At 47.5% G+C, this 18737-nt stretch carries 21 protein-coding genes; 17 read left to right on the top strand and 4 right to left on the bottom strand.

The genetic code is table 11. The features are described 5' to 3' along the window. Window positions 1-37: 37 nt before the first annotated feature. Complete coding sequence (gene fliJ, locus TRQ2_RS02160; protein WP_012310540.1) at window positions 38-472, top strand: flagellar export protein FliJ; 435 nt, start codon at window positions 38-40, stop codon at window positions 470-472. Here the strand turns inward: fliJ and TRQ2_RS02155 are convergent. Next, window positions 469-1974: a YifB family Mg chelatase-like AAA ATPase gene (locus TRQ2_RS02155; protein ID WP_012310539.1), complete on the bottom strand. Its 1506-nt coding sequence runs from the start codon at window positions 1972-1974 to the stop codon at window positions 469-471. The two genes, fliJ and TRQ2_RS02155, sit on opposite strands and share 4 nt — an antisense overlap. Next, window positions 1971-3704, bottom strand: coding sequence for a proline--tRNA ligase (locus TRQ2_RS02150; protein ID WP_012310538.1), 1734 nt, complete (start codon window positions 3702-3704; stop codon window positions 1971-1973). The genes TRQ2_RS02155 and TRQ2_RS02150 overlap by 4 nt, the downstream gene beginning before the upstream one ends. Window positions 3705-3775: 71 nt before the next feature. On the opposite strand from TRQ2_RS02150, the gene TRQ2_RS02145 reads away from it, so the two are divergent. The 4 genes from TRQ2_RS02145 (at window position 3776) to TRQ2_RS02130 (ending at window position 6537) form a co-directional block, all read left to right on the top strand. Next, window positions 3776-4687 (top strand): TIGR01212 family radical SAM protein, encoded by a 912-nt coding sequence (locus tag TRQ2_RS02145; protein WP_012310537.1) that lies wholly within the window; start codon window positions 3776-3778, stop codon window positions 4685-4687. A gap of 64 nt (window positions 4688-4751) precedes the next feature. Further along, the gene (locus TRQ2_RS02140) at window positions 4752-5735 is read left to right on the top strand and encodes a clostripain-related cysteine peptidase (RefSeq protein WP_083758352.1); all 984 of its coding nucleotides are present in this window, start codon (window positions 4752-4754) and stop codon (window positions 5733-5735) included. A gap of 5 nt (window positions 5736-5740) precedes the next feature. Continuing rightward, entirely contained in the window at window positions 5741-6346 is a 606-nt protein-coding gene (locus TRQ2_RS02135) for a hypothetical protein (protein ID WP_238514474.1), read from the top strand. Continuing rightward, window positions 6343-6537: a DUF6485 family protein gene (locus TRQ2_RS02130; protein ID WP_004081411.1), complete on the top strand. Its 195-nt coding sequence runs from the start codon at window positions 6343-6345 to the stop codon at window positions 6535-6537. Before TRQ2_RS02135 ends, TRQ2_RS02130 begins: the two co-directional genes overlap by 4 nt. Before the next feature lie 9 nt (window positions 6538-6546). On the opposite strand, the gene TRQ2_RS02125 is transcribed toward TRQ2_RS02130, so the two are convergent. Together TRQ2_RS02125 and mnmA are read right to left on the bottom strand one after the other, a co-directional pair. Next, a complete protein-coding gene (locus TRQ2_RS02125; protein WP_012310534.1) occupies window positions 6547-7476 on the bottom strand; it encodes a GAF domain-containing protein in 930 nt (309 codons plus the stop codon). After that, the gene (gene mnmA / locus TRQ2_RS02120; protein WP_012310533.1) at window positions 7473-8549 is read right to left on the bottom strand and encodes a tRNA 2-thiouridine(34) synthase MnmA; all 1077 of its coding nucleotides are present in this window, start codon (window positions 8547-8549) and stop codon (window positions 7473-7475) included. The genes TRQ2_RS02125 and mnmA overlap by 4 nt, the downstream gene beginning before the upstream one ends. Before the next feature lie 81 nt (window positions 8550-8630). Between mnmA and hslV the strand changes: the two genes are divergently transcribed. The 12 genes from hslV (at window position 8631) to TRQ2_RS02060 (ending at window position 18727) form a co-directional block, all read left to right on the top strand. Then, window positions 8631-9161: an ATP-dependent protease subunit HslV gene (gene hslV / locus TRQ2_RS02115; RefSeq protein ID WP_011943053.1), complete on the top strand. Its 531-nt coding sequence runs from the start codon at window positions 8631-8633 to the stop codon at window positions 9159-9161. A gap of 11 nt (window positions 9162-9172) precedes the next feature. Further along, window positions 9173-10564 (top strand): ATP-dependent protease ATPase subunit HslU, encoded by a 1392-nt coding sequence (gene hslU / locus TRQ2_RS02110; RefSeq protein WP_012310532.1) that lies wholly within the window; start codon window positions 9173-9175, stop codon window positions 10562-10564. A 10-nt stretch (window positions 10565-10574) separates the two neighbouring features. After that, entirely contained in the window at window positions 10575-11207 is a 633-nt protein-coding gene (locus TRQ2_RS02105) for a hypothetical protein (protein ID WP_012310531.1), read from the top strand. Window positions 11208-11271: 64 nt separating this feature from the next. Continuing rightward, window positions 11272-11490 (top strand): hypothetical protein, encoded by a 219-nt coding sequence (locus tag TRQ2_RS02100; RefSeq protein WP_038033666.1) that lies wholly within the window; start codon window positions 11272-11274, stop codon window positions 11488-11490. Then, window positions 11417-12181, top strand: a complete 765-nt coding sequence (locus TRQ2_RS02095) for a class I SAM-dependent methyltransferase (protein ID WP_012310530.1) — start codon at window positions 11417-11419, stop codon at window positions 12179-12181. Before TRQ2_RS02100 ends, TRQ2_RS02095 begins: the two co-directional genes overlap by 74 nt. Beyond that, on the top strand, window positions 12178-13095 hold the full coding sequence (miaA, locus tag TRQ2_RS02090; protein WP_012310529.1) for a tRNA (adenosine(37)-N6)-dimethylallyltransferase MiaA: 918 nt from the start codon (window positions 12178-12180) through the stop codon (window positions 13093-13095). Before TRQ2_RS02095 ends, miaA begins: the two co-directional genes overlap by 4 nt. Before the next feature lie 37 nt (window positions 13096-13132). Continuing rightward, window positions 13133-13405 (top strand): RNA chaperone Hfq, encoded by a 273-nt coding sequence (gene hfq, locus TRQ2_RS02085; protein WP_012310528.1) that lies wholly within the window; start codon window positions 13133-13135, stop codon window positions 13403-13405. After that, complete coding sequence (hflX, locus tag TRQ2_RS02080) at window positions 13377-14639, top strand: GTPase HflX (RefSeq protein ID WP_012310527.1); 1263 nt, start codon at window positions 13377-13379, stop codon at window positions 14637-14639. The genes hfq and hflX overlap by 29 nt, the downstream gene beginning before the upstream one ends. After that, window positions 14636-15577, top strand: coding sequence for a methionyl-tRNA formyltransferase (fmt, locus tag TRQ2_RS02075; protein ID WP_012310526.1), 942 nt, complete (start codon window positions 14636-14638; stop codon window positions 15575-15577). Before hflX ends, fmt begins: the two co-directional genes overlap by 4 nt. Then, window positions 15574-15786 (top strand): heavy-metal-associated domain-containing protein, encoded by a 213-nt coding sequence (locus tag TRQ2_RS02070; protein WP_012310525.1) that lies wholly within the window; start codon window positions 15574-15576, stop codon window positions 15784-15786. Before fmt ends, TRQ2_RS02070 begins: the two co-directional genes overlap by 4 nt. Window positions 15787-15802: 16 nt before the next feature. Beyond that, on the top strand, window positions 15803-16972 hold the full coding sequence (locus tag TRQ2_RS02065; RefSeq protein ID WP_012310524.1) for an ABC transporter ATP-binding protein: 1170 nt from the start codon (window positions 15803-15805) through the stop codon (window positions 16970-16972). A gap of 15 nt (window positions 16973-16987) precedes the next feature. Continuing rightward, window positions 16988-18727, top strand: coding sequence for an ABC transporter substrate-binding protein (locus TRQ2_RS02060; RefSeq protein WP_012310523.1), 1740 nt, complete (start codon window positions 16988-16990; stop codon window positions 18725-18727). Window positions 18728-18737: the final 10 nt, after the last annotated feature.

Genomic DNA, 18737 nt, shown 5'->3' with positions numbered 1-18737 from the left:
ATAAATTTTTCCAAAAATCTTATTGGGGTGATGATTCGTGCCTTTTAGATTTAGACTTCAGAGAATATACGATGTTCGAAGAAAGGAAGAAGAAACTTTGAAAAACGATCTCTCAAAAATCAATGAAAAAGTGGAAAATACCCAGAGAATTATACAACAACTTTCCGCTGAAAAGAAGCGAATAGAAAGTAATTTTCTTCACAAAAAGGTTCTCAGAAAGGAAGATCTCCTGAATATGGAGATGCAGATGATGTTTTATGAAGAAGAGATCAAAAAAAAGCAAAGTGAACTTTCTGAACTGATGAAGGAACAGGAAAAAACGAGAAGTAAACTTTTTGAAAAAATGAAGGAGAGAAAGATTCTTGAAAAATTAAAAGAAAGAAAGATGCGAGAGTACTTTCGTGAGGAAAACCTCAAAGAAAGGAAGACCATGGATGAAATAGCGGAGAGGAAATTCTGGTGGGAAAGCTAACTCTCTCTGAACCTGTACTGAAGCGCTTCTGCGAGGTGACTCATTTCTACACTGCTCGAACCTTCCAGATCCGCTATTGTTCGTGAGATCTTCAGAACTTTATCGATCTTTCTACCCGACAGTCCGTATCTTTCCACGTATCTCTTCAGGAGGTCCTCACTCTTCTCGTCCAGCTGGACAAACCTCCTCAGCATTCTGTGAGACATCTGTGAATTGCAGGAAATATGAGTATCCCTGAAACGTCTTTTCTGTATCTCCCTCGCCTTAATCACCCGCTCTCTGATTGAAGAGCTTTTCTCTCCTTCGGGTTTTTTCATCATTTCCTCGAAGGAGAGCTTCGGAACGTTGATCACCAGATCCATCCTGTCCAGAAGAGGACCTGAGATTTTCTTTCTGTACCTCATGATGTCTCTGGGAGAGCAGACACAGGGTTGTTTCGGGTCTCCAAGATTTCCACAGGGACAGGGATTCATGGCACCGACCAGCATGAAGCGAGCGGGGTAGGTGACGGTGAACTTCGCTCTGGCAACCGTGACGATGCCTTCTTCGAGAGGCTGTCTCAACGCTTCCAGCACGTCTCTTTTGAATTCCGGCAGTTCATCGAGGAACAGAACACCGTTGTGTGCGAGGGAAATCTCACCGGGTCTTGGGTTGGTGCCGCCACCGATGATGGAGACGGTCGACGCTGTGTGATGGGGAGATCTGAAGGGACGGAGTTTCACGATCCCGGGATAACCAGATGCGCTGTACACCTTACTCGTCTCGAGGATTTCCTCTTCGGACATGGGAGGAAAGATCGTGGGAATTCTCTTCGCTATCATGGTCTTTCCGGAACCGGGATTTCCTATCATGAGGATGTTGTGAAAACCTGCGACGGCTATCTCCACCGCTCTTTTCACCATCTCGTGGTCTCTAACGTCGGAAAAATCAATCTCGTATTCAACGTTCGTGTTTCCTATACCCGAATACTCGATCTGTTTCAGCGCTCTATCTCCCCTCAAAAACTCAACGCATTCTCTGAGAGATTCCACTGCATATATATCCAGCCCTTTCACACACTTTGCTTCTTCTTCGTTCTCTTTTGGGATGAGCACCGTACCATTGAACCTTTCTGAAAGAGAAAGGAGAACGGGAAGAACCCCGTTCACCCTCTTCACTTCTCCATTCAGCGAGAGTTCTCCTATAGCGAGGATGTTTTCGCTCACCTGAACTATTCCTGTTGAAGCGAGTATGCACAGTGCGATTGGCAGGTCGAGCATGGAACCTTCTTTTCTCACGTCTCCAGGAGCGAGGTTCACCACGTATTTACCGTGTGGAAGAGAAAATCCGCTGTTCAGAATAGCACTTTTCACCCTTTTTCTGCTCTCTTTCACAGCGGTGTCACCGAGACCGACCACGTCTATATCGTTGAAAACGCTCCTGTTGTCGAAATCCACTTCCACATCTATTTTCATTGCTTCTATTCCCTGTATCGTGGCGGAGGAGAGTTTGCTGTAGTTCACCTGGCAGCCTCCTTGGGATCGTACTCCCGCTTCATCTTTTCCAGTGTTTCCAGAAGCGTGCCGAAACCGTTTTTGATGTTCACCTTGACGAGTTCTTTCGAATAGCGTTTCTTCAGTTCAACAACACCTTCCTTGAGGGATCTTCCCACGTTTATTCTTATGGGAAAGCCTATGAGATCGGCGTCTTTGAATTTGAAACCAGGCGAGACTTCTCTGTCATCCAGAACAACCTCTTCTCCTTTTTCTGAGAGAACCTGGTAAATCTTTTCTCCCACCTGCTTCTGTTCAGCGTCGTTCATGTTCAGAATGTCCACCACAACGGTGTAAGGGGCGATCGAAAGGGGCCAGATCATACCGTTCTCATCGTGGAAATGCTCCACAACAGCCGCCATCGTTCTGGAAACACCCCAGCCATAACAGCCCATGATGAAAGGCTTCATCTCACCGTTTTCATCCATAAAGTAGGCCTTCATGGCTTCGGAGTATTTTGTACCGAGTTTGAATATGTGACCAAGCTCTATCCCTTTTGTTGCCTTGAGAGGCTCACCACAGACGGGACAGGGATCGCCCTCCACCATCGTTCTCAGATCGTACCACTCGTCCACCTTGAAATCTCTGGGATGGTTTGCGTTTACGTAGTGCGTGTCCTCTTCCATACCCCCAACGACGAAGTTTTTCAGCCCCCTGACGCTGTGATCGGCCACTTTCTTCACATCCACACCGATGGGTCCAATGAATCCGACAGGAACACCGAAGTCCTTCAGAATTTCTTCTGGAGTTGCCATTCTCAGCGACTGATCTTTCAAATGTGCTTTGAGTTTCGCTTCATTGAGCTCCAGGTCTCCTCTTATGAGTACCATGACGTATCCTTCTCTTCCTTTGTAAAGAAGAGACTTCACGATCTTCGACGGAGGAACACCGAGAAACTCTGAAACTTCCTCGATCGTCTTCACCCCGGGTGTGGGAACCTTCTTGAAGGGTTTCTCTTCTTCCTGTTCCTGAGTATATTCACCTTTGTATTCGGCTTTTTCGTCGCTTGCCTGGTAGCCGCACTTTTCACAGAAGAGTACGTTCGTCTCTCCGATCTTTGCGGGAACGACGAACTCATGAGAAGCGTTCCCTCCGATGGCACCCGTTTCTGCCTCTATGACCATGTACTTCACACCGAGTCTTTCCATTATCCTCGAGTAAGCCTCTTTGAACAATTCGTAGGTCTCGTCCAGCGATTCCCAGCTGGAGTGGAAACTGTAGGCGTCTTTCATTATGAACTCTCTTGCTCTGAGAAGGCCAAACCTGGGCCTGATCTCATCCCTGTACTTGTTCGCTACTTGATAGACAACGAGGGGAAGCTGTCTGTAGGAGCGAAGTTCGTTCTTCACAAGGTCTGTCACGATCTCTTCGTGTGTGGGTCCGAGTGTGAAGTCTCTTTCGTGTCTGTCCTTGAGTTTCATCATCTCAGGACCGTAGTCGTCCCACCTTCCTGACTGTTTCCAGAGTTCCGCAGGTTGAAGGATGGGCATCAGAATTTCCTGTGCCCCTATCCTGTTCATCTCTTCCCGAACTATATTCTCTATTTTGAGAAGCACTCTTCTCCCTAATGGGAGGTAGGTGTATATACCGGCAGCTGTTTTTCTGATGAAGCCTCCTCGAAGAAGATACTCGTGGCTCACTGTCTCAACATCGGAAGGGGTTTCTTTGAGAGTAGGAGCGTAGAGGTCTTTCATCCGCAAGGCCGATCTCCTCCTCGATTTCGAGTTCTTTTGAAACTATTGTATCATAGATAGGAAAAGGAGGATGGGCCGTGCGATACAGAAAGCTCAGCGATTATCTGAAGGAAAGATACGGTGAAAGGGTTCAAAGAATAGTGATACACGGGGGATTCTCCTGTCCGAACAGGGACGGTACGAAAAGTAGGGGTGGCTGTATCTACTGTGATGCCACGGGAAGCGGTTTTACCACTCTGATGAGGCTCCCGATAAGAGAGCAGGTCATGGAAATGAAAAAAAAATACGAAAAGCGTGGAATCAAGAAGTTCATCGCGTACTTTCAGTCGTTCAGCAACACCTACGCTCCTGTTGAGGTGCTCAGAGAACGCTACGAGGAAGCCCTCGTGGACGACAGTATAGTCCAGCTCTCTGTCTCCACGAGGCCCGATCTCGTGTCCGAACGAGTTTTGGATCTGTTCGAAGAATTCAAAAAGCGTGTCGATGTTTCCGTTGAGCTTGGCCTTCAGACGGCAAACTATCGAACACTCAAGAAGATCAACAGAGACCACACCCTCGCGGAGTTCGTGGATGCCGCTGTGAGAGTGAAAAGGAGAGGCATCGAACTCGTGGTGCATGTGATTTTGAATCTGCCCTGGGACGATATGGAGGATGTGGTAGAGACGGCCAAGATTCTCTCCGCTCTGGATGTAGACGGTGTGAAACTCCACTCGCTCTACGTAGTGGAAAGAACAAAACTCGCGGAGATGTACAAAAAGGGAGAAATAAAAATCTGTTCACTCGAGGAGTACATCGACAGAGCGATCACATTTCTCGAATACCTCTCCCCAAACGTGGTCATTCACAGACTGGTCGCAGATCCTCCGAGAAAGGGAACGATTTTCGGCAATTGGGGAAAGAGCAAGATAGAAATCATCAACATGATAGAAGAAGAACTCGAGAGGAGAGATACGTATCAGGGCAAGAAGTTTGATTATCTTAACAGGTAGTCTTTTTCTCTTGATTTTCGGGTGCATTCCTGTTTACAAACACACGCTTTCGTTCCTCGTCTGAATAGCGGGGGACAACGATCTGGAGCAGTTCATCCCTCAGGATCTGAAGGAGATGACGGGCAACCTATCTTGGATAGACGTTTTCGCTCTGGTAGATTACAGGTCTTCTTCTTCTTTTTCTTCTGATACGCTCTACCGTGTGGAGGAAGATTTGATTCCTCTGGAAACTTTCGATGAGGTAAACTCAGGAGATCCGATTATTCTTTCTTCGTTCCTGAACGGGTACAGGGGAGAAGATCTTTCTTTCCTTGTTATCTGGAACCACGGAGATTGGTGGCGTGGAGAGTCTCAAAAGAAGGTGAAAGGCGTAGCTTACGATTTCACGGATCTGGATTTTTTCACCATAAGCGAGATAAAGAGCGTTTTGAGGGGTTCTCCCGTTACGGCGCTTGGCTTCGATGCCTGTTTAATGGGAACGTTTGAGATCTTGTGGGAGCTGAAAGACTGCGCTCGATACATCGTTGTGTCTTCAAAAGAGGTGCCCGGGAACGGCTGGGACTACTCAGTGCTGAGGTACTCAAAAGATATTTCTTCTCTTCTCTCGAACATCGTTAAGAGATACGGAGAGATCTACGGTACAGAATATTCTCTGAGCGTCTGGGACACTTCGAAACTGGCTGAGATCATGCTGTGGTTGAACAGAGTGGCCCAGTACATGATCGAGAGCAACCTTTCTCCGTGGGAGTTCGAGGTTGAAAGAAGAGTTGTGGGTGGAAGTGCCACCGAACTCGTAGAACTTGGAAGTTTTGCAAAATCGCTTCAAAATTCATCAGATAGTGTCCTAAGAGAATACGGAGAAGGTCTCTACAGTGCCATAGTTTCCGCAAGGATCTATGGAACACCTGATAGCTACACGGACCTGACGATCTACTTGCCTCAGAAAGTGAAAAATCCGGAATACTGGGACGATTTCGTTGCTTTAAACGATTTCACCTCGGAGAGCTCCTGGGACGATCTCATCGAACACTGGAGGGATAGAAATTGAAGAGGGTGAACATGAACCTGGCCTGGATGGGTGTTGTCTTTTCTGCGATGAGTTCGATTCTGCTGTTAGAATATTACAGGGAGATTCTGGCAGGATCTCCCAGTTACACCCTTGGGTCTATGACCCTTTTTCTTTCTCTGATTTCCACGATTTCTCTTTTGATCGTTTACAGACAGTGGAGTGTGCTCCTGAACATCAACGTTCTGGAAACGCTGAAACTATCGGAACAACATTCTGTGAACTTGAATGAGAGACCGTTTGTTCCAAACTGGCCGTACATTGCCTTTATAGCCTTCTGGTTTCTCGAGTTTCTCTTTGCGGGAATATGGATTTTCTCGCTGCTTCAGTTGATCTTTTTTGTGATCTTTCTTCACTATCTGTTTGAAACTATAAGGAAACTCCAAGAGATAAAAATCTACCTCTACAGAACCCTTTTCAACATCGAATACAAACCGGTAATAAAGGAAAGGAACGTGTTATCGGTTTTTCTCCTCACTCTGCTCACTCTCGGTGTGTACTGGTTGTATCTGGTTGTCAGGCTCTCTCAAGAAATAAACGAATTTCTCGATATGGACGATCGAATCATGAGAAATCTGGAGGTGAGATCGTGAAGGCCTGCCCGAACAAGGAGAGGAATCTCTCTTACTGCAACTGTTCTTATCCTGGATGTCCGAGAAAAGGCATCTGCTGTGAATGTATGCACTACCACAGACAGCACGGAGAACTTCCCGCGTGTTATTTCCCGAACGACGCAGAGAAAACCTGGGACAGATCCATCGAGCACTTCAAAAGAGTGGTGTGAGGGAGAACCTCACACCACCTTTGATACGAGTTCGCACACCTTTTCGAGAAAGGCTCTGTCTTCTTCGGAGAAAGGAGAAGGACTGTACGAATCTATATCCAGTTCTCCTATGATTTTTCCATCTTTGAAAATGGGAACCACGATTTCCGCTTTCGTCTTTGGACTGCAGGAGAGATAGTTTGTTTCTTTGCTCACATCCTGAACAACGAAGGTCTCTTCTCTCTCCGCTGCCTGACCACAGATTCCAACTCCGAACGGTATCTCCACGTGTTCTGTTGGCTCTCCTATGAACGGACCGAGTTTTAGCTTTCCATCCTCCACGAAGTAAAATCCCACCCAGTCGTAGTACGAAACGTGGTTTCTCAAAAATTCGCACAGATCACCGAGAGCTTCTTTTCCTCTTTTTAAAATCTTCTCGATTTCCTTCAGCAGAGAATCGAAGTACTCTTTTTTTCCTCCGTAGTTCCCGATTTCTTTTCCTTTTCTGAACTCTATCACCGCGTGGAGCGTGGCGAGTGAAAGCTCTCTTAGAAGTCCCTTTCTCCAGAGAGAGAACACATCCATCACCACGATCTTCTCTTTCTCTCCATCCACAACAACCCAGTCTGAAAGACCCAAAAGCGACATGAGGAAAACGGAGAAGTCTTCTCTTTTCAAATCGAGGAAATCTTCTCTCTCTGAGAGCGATTCTGCACACTCTATTTTTTTGTTCCTCGAGACGTCCAGCCAGTCCCACTTGAATCTGTCGAGCTCTCTTCGTTCTATTTCCCAAAGGATCTTCTCGATCTTTTCATCGTTCAATTCGAGTTTTCTCTCGTAGTTTGGGACTATCGGGCCGAACTTTCTTCTCAACTCTCTCCAGAAGTCGATCCATTTCGTTTTGTCCCACTTCAATATCTCGAGACACTCTTCCACCTTGTTCTGAACGATGCTTCTCATCGGATTCCCTCCTTTATGATCGCTCCTCCAAGGAGTGTGTCTTCGTCGTAGAAGGCAGCGATCTGGCCCGGTGTGACGGCAAAGACCTTCTTCTCGAACCTGACCTCCACTTCGTTATCTCTTACCCTGACAACTGCGGGGGCTTCTTCCGATTTTTTCCTCACCCTGCAGACGCATCTGAACTCTTCCGGCACTTCAACATGCCAGACAGGATCTTCTGCGATCAAACCGGAGAAGAAAACATCTTCCAGACCAGAGACCACAACGACGTTGCTTTCTGGTATCTTCTCTCTCACGTAAAGTCTTTCACCGAACTTTTCTATCTTCAGTCCTTTCCTCTGGCCGACCGTGTAGAGTGGATAACCTCTGTGGTGTCCGACGACTTCGCCTTTTTCTGTGATCACCTTTCCTTCTGAAAGGGTTATTCCTTCATCTTTCAGAAAGTTTTCGATGCTTCCATCCGGTATGAAACACACGTCCTGGCTTTCCTGTTTCTTTGCCACGTGTATACCGGCCTCTTCTGCGATTCTCCTGATCTCTTCCTTCGTGTAGATGCCGTTTGGAAAGAGAAGTTTCTCTATCCTCCAGGGTTCTATCCTGGCAAGGAAATACGATTGATCTTTTTTTCCGTCCACGCCCTTCTTTATTACCTTTTTTCCGTATTTGCCACTGAACTCAACACGCGCATAATGCCCGCTTGCGAAAGCGTCGAATCCTTGCGAAAGTACGTAGTCCATGAAGTATCCAAACTTCACATACCTGTTGCAATGGACGCAGGGATTGGGAGTGAGTCCTCTGAGCAGATCCCTCTTGAAAGGTTCTATGACCTTTTCTCTGAAGACTTCTCTCACATCGACGATCTCTATTTCCACGCCCAGAGAGCGAGCGATCCTTATCGCATCGGCTGTGTCAGAGGGACTGCAACAGACCTTCTTTTTTATCTCTTTTTTCAGGAAGAACTCGTCTTCTTTTGTTTTCATGTGGAATGCCTTCACCTCGTGTCCTTCTTTGAGAAGAAGATACAGGGCAACAGCACTGTCCACGCCGCCACTCAGAGCCACACCTACTTTCAAGTTCGCACCTCCTCATTTAAGATGATACCATTTCCTTCATTTGAGAAATTGAGTTAAAATAACTTGAGGAGGTGTTGAACCATGAAATTTCACGGAACAACGATACTGGTTGTGAGAAGAAACGGGCAAACGGTGATGGGAGGAGACGGTCAGGTCACTTTCGGTTCGACCGTTTTGAAGGGAAACGCGAGAAAGGTTAGAAAGCTTGGGGAAGGAAAAGTACTCGCTGGTTTTGCGGGATCTGTGGCGGACGCTATGACGCTCTTCGATAGATTCGAAGCGAAACTGAGGGAATGGGGCGGCAACCTCACAAAGGCCGCCGTTGAGCTCGCAAAAGATTGGAGAACGGACAGAGTTCTGAGAAGACTGGAAGCCCTGCTTCTTGTAGCAGATAAAGAGAACATCTTCATCATATCGGGAAACGGCGAGGTCATCCAGCCCGACGACGATGCGGCCGCCATCGGTTCAGGAGGACCTTACGCACTCGCCGCCGCCAAGGCCCTTCTCAGAAACACCGATCTCTCCGCGCGGGAAATCGTGGAGAAAGCGATGATGATAGCAGGTGAGATCTGCATCTATACGAACCAGAACATAGTGATCGAAGAAGTTTAGGAGGTGTTCTTATGAAGAGTTTCGATGAAATGACTCCGAAGGAAATCGTTCAAGAACTCGATAAATACATAGTTGGTCAGTACGAAGCGAAAAAGGCCGTGGCGATAGCAGTTCGAAACAGAATCAGAAGACAGAAGCTTCCAGAAGAATGGAGAAAAGAAGTGCTTCCCAAGAACATCCTGATGATCGGACCCACGGGTGTGGGAAAGACAGAGATCGCCCGGAGACTGGCTCAGCTTTCCGGATCCCCGTTCTTGAAAGTCGAAGCGACGAGGTTTACGGAAGTGGGATACGTGGGAAAGAACGTGGACTCGATGATAAGGGATCTGGTTGAGATCAGTGTCAACATGGTGAAGCAGGAAAAGATAAAAGAAGTGGAAAGACAGGCAGAAGAACTGGTTGAAGAGCGAATTCTCGATGCTCTCGTGCCCGAATCGAAAGCCGTGCCGGTTGTCACGAATCCCTTCATAAACCTCATAACCGGTGGACAGCAACAGCAGTACACGCCGGAAGACAGGAGAAGGTTCAGAGCGAAAAGGGAAGAAATGAGGGAGAAACTGAGAAAGGGAGAGCTGGAAAACGAAGAGATCGAAATAGAACTCGAAGAAACGGTTTCTCCGTTCATGGGAATCTTTGGACCGGGTATGGAAGACCTCGGGATAGAGATCACGAATATGTTCAGTGGGATGCTTCCAAAGCAGAAGAAAAAGAGAAAGATGAAAGTCTCTGAAGCGAGGAAGGTTCTGCTGCCTTTGGAAGCGGAAAAACTCATAGACATGGACAAGGTGGTTCAGGAAGCACTCGACAGAGCTCAGAACAGGGGAATCATCTTCATAGATGAAATAGACAAGATCGCCGGGAAAGAGAGTGCGGTGGGACCAGATGTCTCCAGACAAGGTGTCCAGAGAGACCTTCTCCCCATCGTCGAAGGTACCACGATCATGACCAAGTACGGACCGGTGAGAACGGATTACATTCTCTTCATAGCGGCTGGAGCATTTCACGTTTCGCGACCATCGGATCTCATCCCGGAGCTTCAGGGACGTTTCCCGATACGTGTGGAACTGTCACCTCTCACCGAGGAGGATTTCGTGAGGATACTGAAAGAACCAGAGAACGCCATCATAAAACAGTACCAGGCACTCCTTTCGACGGAAGGCGTGGAACTCGTCTTCACCGAGGATGGAATCAGAGAAATGGCTCGAATAGCGTACCAGTTGAATCAAAGGCTCGAAAACATCGGAGCCAGAAGGCTCTACACGGTCGCGGAAAAGGTCCTCGAGGAGATCTCTTTCGAAGCACCGGATATTCCGGAAAAGAGGATCGTTGTGGATGCCGAATACGTGAGAAGGAGGCTCGAAAGGATCGTTCAGGACGAGGACCTTAGCGCGTACATACTGTGAGGTGTTTCCCGTGAGGGTTCTTCTTCCTGCTTTTCTTCTGCTGCTCGCCGTTGGCTGTGCTCTGGTGAGCCCTGGAAAGGCGGATCTGTACGTCTATTTGTTCAACGTGGGAACAGACGAAAACGCTACTGTGGATCTGGAAAGCAGTTATTTATCGGTGAATGGAAAAGAGTACACGCTCGAGGATGTATTGGCCAATGATGAGGGAGTCTTTTTGACCACGGTGGATATACCGTTCGATCTGTCGGATTTTGAGCTCACCGTGGCGGCTACGATCGTGTTCGATGAGCAGACAAAAGAAGTGTCTTTTAAGACAACACCGGTGGTGCTTTACCACTCCGCGGGAAAGTTCAGCACCGACACGGTGCTGAAAAGCAACGCGTACCAACTCCTCGATCTCGAAAAGAAAAAAATCTTCGCAGTGGAAGACCCTGTGAAGGTGTACGGTGAACTCACCAGCGAGGGAAGTGTGGTGACGCTGAGTTTCGGGGAATACGAAATGAAAGTTCCCGTTTACAATGGGGAATTCCTGTTTTATCTGCCAGGAACGGATGAAAGTTACGATGTGGATGTGTTTTTTGATAGTGATTCAACATCCCTCACCATACAGGAGGGGAGGGACGAATACGAGGTCGCGTTCTAAACTGAGGCCAAGAAGGCGGAAACATTTCAGAGTTAATCTGGGACTTCTGACGCTTCTTTTCTTTATGATCTTTGTTTTTCTCGTGAGCTATCACAACTATCAGGTGGCACTGGAGAAGCACAATCGGTTGATGTCGAAATACCAGGAATTGAAGATAAAGATAGAGGAACAGAAGGCGCTGAACGAGAAGCTCTTAGAGGTGATAGAGAATGAGAAACTTCGTGGTCACAACCTCACACAAACCGGACAGGGAGCAGGTAATGAAAGCGAAGGAACTCGCTGAAAAACTCGGCACCATCTACGTTTCAAGAAGGAGATTGAAAGAGTTCAAAGTGGACTTTTACTACGTGGTGGAGAAGAACAGAATCTCAATAAAATGGCCCGGAGGAGAGTTCTTTTTTCATCCTTCTTCGGCTATCCTCCGGATGAGGAACATAAGAAGCGGTCAGAAGGACTACCTGATAGAGTCCCTTCAGCCGGAGGGGAGCGAACTCGTGCTGGATACGACCTTTGGTCTTGGAAGCGAGGCCATACTCATGGCCGCTTTTCTTCCTGAAGGTAAGGTAATCGGCCTTGAGGGATCCATTCACATATACACCGTCGTGAAATACGGAATGGAAAATTTCGAGACTGACATTCAGTGGTTGAAAGACGCTTTAAAAAGAATAGAGCTTTATCACGCGAATTTCAAAGAATACATCAGAAGTCAGCCCGACAATTCTTTCGATGTGGTCTACTGTGATCCCATGTTTGAGAATCCCGTGTACGAGTCCTCTGCCATGAATCCTCTGAGGCCCTTCGCCGTGTACGACACGGTGAACGAAGAAGACATTGAGGAAATGCTGAGAATCGCGAAGAAGAAGGTGATCCTCAAAAGCCACGTGAAGGATTCTCTCTTCAAAAGAATCAGGGTTGACGAACTGAAAGGTTCCAGAAAGAGCGGTGTTCTGTACGGGGTGATACACAAGCGATGAAGATAGCCATAGTCGGTGGACCCACTGCTGTCGGAAAGACAGATATCATGATCGAAGTGTGTGAAGAGATAGGTGCGGAGATCATCTCGATGGACTCGAGGCAGATCTATCGCTACATGGATATAGGAACAGCTAAACCAACACCGGAGCAGAGAAAAAGGGTACCTCACCACATGATCGACATACTGGATCCTGACGAATATTACAACGCTTTTCTTTACAGGAAAGATTCACTGAAGGCAGTGGAGGCCATTCTCAAGCGTGGGAAGATACCCGTATACGTGGGTGGAACGGGGCTCTATGCGGATGCTCTTGTGAGGGGTATATTCGAGGGAGTGCCCGCAGATGAGAACATAAGAAAGGAATTGAGAGAACTCGAAAGAAGGGAACCAGGGATCCTGAGGAAAATGCTCGAAGAATTCGATCCAGAGGCGGCAACACGTATTCATCCGAACGACCTTAAAAGAACCATCAGAGCACTCGAAGTTTATATGAAGACGGGAAGGAGGATATCAGAACTTCAGAAGGAAACAAAAGGAGACGACAGGTTCTTCATAATAGTGCTGACGAGGGAAAGGTACGATCTCTACGACAGGATAAACAGAAGGGTCGACAGAATGATAGAGATGGGTCTTGTGGACGAGGTAAAGAGACTCTTGAGTATGGGCTACTCAAAAGACCTGAACTCAATGAAGACGATAGGATACAAAGAAGTGATCGAATACCTGGAAGGAAAGTACGACTTCGAAAAGATGGTTCATCTCATAAAGAGAAACACAAGGCACTTTGCAAGAAGACAGATCATATGGTTCAAGAGGTACGAGAACGCCATATGGTACAATTTAACTTTCGTGAGCAAAGAGGAGTTGAAGAAGACTTTGAAGGAACTCATAGTGAAGAATTTTTCGGTATAATCTATATTTGAATCTCACGTTGAGGGGGGAGTTCACCTTGGCAGAAAAGTTCAACCTTCAGGACAGATTTCTGAACCACCTCAGGGTCAACAAGATCGAGGTGAAAGTGTACCTGGTGAACGGTTTTCAAACTAAGGGGTTCATCAGATCTTTCGACAGTTACACCGTCCTTCTGGAGAGTGGAAATCAGCAAAGTCTCATCTACAAACATGCCATCAGCACCATCATACCCTCTTCGTACGTTATGTTGATGCCCAGAAAACAGGAGCCAGAAAAGGAGGATGAAACTCCTGAAGACCAGGGATCTTGAAGGGAAAAAGGCGATCGTTGTTGCCGTTGGAAAGGATGAAGAGAAGATAAAAGAGTCCCTTGAAGAAATGAAGGGGTTGTGCAAAACCCTGGGCGTTGATGTTGTTGAATGGCTCTGGCAGAAAAGATCAAAACCCGATCCTGCTACCTACCTTGGGAGAGGAAAACTTCAGAAACTCAAAGAAATAGTGGAATTCTGTGAAGCAGACCTTGTCGTGGTGGACGATGAGATCACCCCGGTTCAGTCGAAAAACATGAGAGAGTACCTGGAAACGGAAGTGCTGGATAGGACTCAGGTGATCCTTGAAATCTTTGCACGCCATGCAACCAGCGAAGAAGGAAAACTCCAGGTGGAAATGGCGAGTCTCCTTTACGAATTGCCGAGGTTGGTTGGAAGGGGAGAGGAGCTCTCAAGACTCGGTGGTGGTATTGGAACGAGGGGTCCCGGTGAACCCCTGCTTGAGGTTTTGAGAAGACATATCAAAAACCGCATTTCACATCTCAGAAAAAGGCTGAAGGAGATAGAGAAAGAAAGAGAAGTTCAGAGAAAGCAGAGACTGGAAAAGAAGATACCCCATGTGTCCATTGTGGGTTACACCAACGCAGGAAAGTCCACTCTTCTCAAATCACTCACAGAGAGTGATGTTTATATTGCAGACAAGCTCTTTGCCACGCTTGAACCGGTGACAAGACGCTTGAAACTGAAAAGCGGGAAAATCATCCTGGTGAGTGACACCGTTGGATTCATAAGAAAACTTCCCCACACGATCGTGAGTGCGTTCAAAGCGACACTCGAAGAGATAAAGTATTCGGATGTGCTCATACATCTTGTTGACGCTTCCGATCCGTATCTCGAAGAAAAGATGAAAGCCTCTGAGAGGGTTCTGGAAGAAATCGGTGCCGATAAGATTCCAAGGATTCTTGTTTTCAACAAGATCGATCTCTGTCCCAGAGAGAGGATAGAAACGCTGAAATGGAAGTATCCGGAGGCTCTGTTCATTTCAGCGGAAAAAAGGATAGGACTGGATCAGCTTCTGGACACACTGGAAGAAATCATGGGACAAAAGGATATTCAGGAAACTTTGAAAGTTCCCCTGGAAAAGATAGGGCAGATCTACGCTCTGAAAGATCGACTGGAGATACTGAACGAAGACTACGGGGAAGGATACGCTCTTATCACGTTGAAGACTGATCGGGAAACTCTTGAGATGTTGAAAAGGAAGGTGGCATCTTGAGAATTGTCTTTGTGGGGACACCGGAGTTCGCAGCGGAAATACTGGAGCATTTGATCAAAAACGGGTTCAACGTGGTGGGTGTGGTCACCCAGCCGGACAAACCGAGGGGACGGGGAAGGAAAGTTGAGCCAACTCCGGTGAAGGTAGTAGCTGAAAAACACAGAGTTCCTTTCATTCAACCCGAATCGATAAACAAGAAAGAAGCTTTAGAATTTCTCCGGTCTGTGGGGCCAGATGTTATAATAGTCGCATCCTACGGAAAGATCCTGGGTGAAAAGGTACTTTCTCTTCCAAGCCTCGGTTGTTACAACATTCATCCCTCTCTTCTTCCAAAATACAGGGGCGCTTCTCCTATACAGAGAGTGCTCGAGAACGGTGAAGAAAGAACGGGCGTTACCATATACAAAATGGTGAGAGAGCTCGATGCAGGTCCCATCGCACTCCAGAGGGAAATTTCTATAGATCCATTTGAAACTTTCGATCAGCTGGAGAAACGTTTGATAGAACTGTCGAAAGAGATGTCGATCGAATTCTTAGAGAAGTTGAAAGTGGGGGACATAGAGCTGAAAGAGCAGGATCATTCTAGAGCAACCTATGCTCCAATGATAAAAAAAGAGGACCTGATCGTGGATTTCTCAAAGGACGCTGAATCGGTGAAGAACAAGATCAGGGCTTACGATTCCAGACCCGGTGCAAGAGCCTTCTTGGGAAACGATGAGGTGAAGTTGTTCGGAGTGACAGCGATAGATAGTTCGGGAGATGAACCAGGTTTGATACACTATATAGATAGAGAGGGTGCCTGGATAGGAACCGGTAAAGGAATGGTGAAGGTGAAATACCTGCAACTTCCCGGGAAAAAGAAACTCACTTTCTGGGAACTCAGGAACGGAAGACTGATAGAAGAAGGAATGAAGCTGGAAGGGAGGTATGAGAGTTGAGAAGGTTGAACTACTTCATGCTGAAAGGAGCAAAGACCGAGGAAGACTACAAAAAGGTGAAGAGCGCAATCGAGAAACTCGATGGTGTGTTCAAGGTGGATTACGAAATGGCAGCCGAAGTTGTTGGTGTGGACTACGACGATGAAACGATTTCCAAAGAGCAGATAAAAGCGGTGGTTGACAGTCTGGGATACACACTCATCATATGAAGGGGAGCTGTTCAGGATGAAGAGTATCGAAGTGCTGAGTCTGAGAAAGTATTTCCCGATCAGAAAAGGATTTCTTGTGAAAAAGATCGTCGATTATGTGAAAGCGGTCGATGATATCTCTTTTTCCGTGGAAAAGGGAAAAACGTTCGCCCTCGTTGGCGAGTCGGGATGTGGGAAGACAACGACCGCAAAGACGATCCTGCGCCTCACGAATCCCACCGCGGGCCGTGTTGTGATCGACGGTGACGACACAACATACTACTTCATGAAGAGAAAAGATGCGGAGAACTACCTGAAAACGACCTACGTGGGTATATTCCGCGAAATGAGGGAAAAACTCTCACCGGATCAGATTGTGGACGTGCTCGAGGATGTGGATAAGAAGTACGCGGAGATCTTCTTTAAAGAAGCGAAAGAAAGCGAAGAGAAGTTCTATAATATCCTGCTTGATAACATCGATGAAAAGAGGATGAAATTCAGAAGGAAGATACAGATCGTCTTTCAGGATCCCATGAGTTCCTTGAACCCGAGAATGACGGTTGGCGACATCCTCACTGAGCCCATTCTGTTCCACGGACTGGCGAAAACACGAGAAGAAGCCGTAGATATGGCAAAAGATCTTCTCAAAAGCGTGGGGCTCAAGGAATATCACCTCGAAAGATATCCCCATCAGTTCAGTGGAGGCCAGAGACAGAGGATCGCTATCGCAAGGGCGATCTCCATAAACCCCGAGATAGTGATACTCGACGAACCCACGGCTTCACTGGACGTTTCCGTTCAGGCACAGGTTATAAACCTGTTTCTCAAACTGCAGGAAGAGAAAGGTTTTACGTATCTCTTCATCTCGCACGACCTTGGACTTGTGAGATTTATAAGCCACGAGGTCGGCATCATGTACCTCGGCAGGATCGTGGAGATGGGAAACACCGATGAGATATTCGACAATCCCCTTCATCCGTACACCCAAGCCCTGCTTTCTGCTGTTCCCGTGCCGGATCCGAAGGTTGAGCGCACAAGAAAGCGTATCATTCTCAGGGGTGGGGTTCCAAGCCCGATCAACAGGCCGACTGGCTGCTTCTTCCATCCGAGGTGTCCTTACAAGATGCCCGTGTGTGAGAAAGAGTATCCGGTGATGAAGGAAATTTCCCCAGGTCACTGGGTGGCGTGTCATTTACATTCGTCATAGAGGAGGTGTGATGTTATGCGTAGGTTTCTTGGTATTTTCCTTATGATTGCAGCCGTTGCACTTTTCGCAGAACTTTCACCGTTCGCTCAGTTCGAAACGTACATCGGAGCAGAGTTCACAGGACAGTACGGGGGAGTGCTCGTAGTTCCTACGCTCTCTGGTCCCAGAACGTGTAACGATGTCGTGGCTCAGGAGACGAGCTCTAGAGATGTTATAGCGAGGTTCATGGCTTCCATGATAGAACTCGACAACCACGCGAGGATACATCCCGCCCTTGCAGAAAGCTGGGAGCTCAAACAGAACGAAGACGGCAGCATGGAGATCATCTGGCATCTGAGAAAGGGAGTCAAGTGGAGTGACGGAACTCCGTTCACAGCGGACGATGTGGTCTTCACGATCAACGACATTTACTTCAATCCCGACATACCGAACGATATGCAGGACCTTTTTGCCGACAACTGGCCCGTGGCTGAAAAGATCGACGACTACACGGTGAAGACAACCCTCAAAGAAACGTACAGACTTGCGGTAAGGTACATTGGAGGTATTCCCATCTTCCCAAAACACCTCGCGGAACCGTATGTGAAGGAAGGAAGGTTCAAGGAATTCTGGACGGTTGACGCCATCAACAAGGGAGAAATCGTGGGACTTGGTCCGTTTATTCCGGTTGAGTACGTTCCCGATCAGTACGTGAGATTCGTGAAGAACCCCTACTACTGGAAGTACGACAAAGAAGGAAAGCAGCTTCCTTATCTCGACGGTATCATCTTCAAGATCATTCCGACACAGGATGCACAGAGACTCGCGTTTGAAAACGGAGAAGTCGATGTGTACGGACCTCGCGGAACAGAGTACGCAGAACTCAAAGCCATGGCAAGAGAAAAAGGCTGGGTTGTGGGTATCGGAGGCCCGAACTTTGGAACCACTTTCATCAGTTTCAACTGGAACGCTCCCGATCCTGTGAAGCGGAAGTGGTTCAGGAACGATTTCTTCAGAAGGGCAGTGGCGTACGCCATCGACAAGCAGTCGATGATCGATACACTCTACAACGGCCTCGCGGTTGAACAGTGGGGCCCCATCAGTCAGGCTGCGACCGTTTATTACGATGAATCCGTTCTCAGAAAGTACCCGTACAACCTCGATCTTGCCAGAACGATGCTCAAGCTCGGTGGTTTCAAATGGGATGAAAACGGTCAGCTCCTCGACAGCGAAGGAAACCCGGTGAAGTTCATCATCATGACTAACGCCGGAAACCAGATCCGCGAAGGAATGGGTAACATCATAACAGAAGCGCTCAAAAAACTCGGAATGGACGTGACGTTTGCTCCTATAGACTTCAACACACTCGTTCAGAAACTCGTCGTGAACGGTGATTGGGAGGCTGTCATAATAGGGCTCACGGGATCCGACGAACCACAGGGTGGAGCGAACGTGTGGAGAATAAAAGGTGCTCTCCACTTCTGGAACTACCATCCGGAGGTCAAAGACTTCGTCGATCCCAACGATTACTACCTGCCAGACTGGGAAAAAGAGATCGACAGAATCTTCGAAGAGAACGTGAAGATACTCGATCAGCAGAAAGTCGTAGATATGTTCAGAGAATTTCAGAGGCTCGTGTCTGAACACATACCGCTCATCTACACCACCCAGCAGCTCTATCTCTACGCCTACAGCAACAAACTTCACAACGTGGAACCCACCGCTTTCGGCGGTGTGTGGGGTTGGAACCAGGATTGTGTCTGGAAAGAGCAGTAATCTATCGGGA

This window comes from Thermotoga sp. RQ2 (genome assembly GCF_000019625.1).
In the GTDB taxonomy this organism is placed as follows: domain Bacteria; phylum Thermotogota; class Thermotogae; order Thermotogales; family Thermotogaceae; genus Thermotoga; species Thermotoga maritima.
The sequence above is the reverse complement of the archived record's forward strand: the minus strand, read 5'-3'. Positions and strand labels throughout refer to the sequence as shown.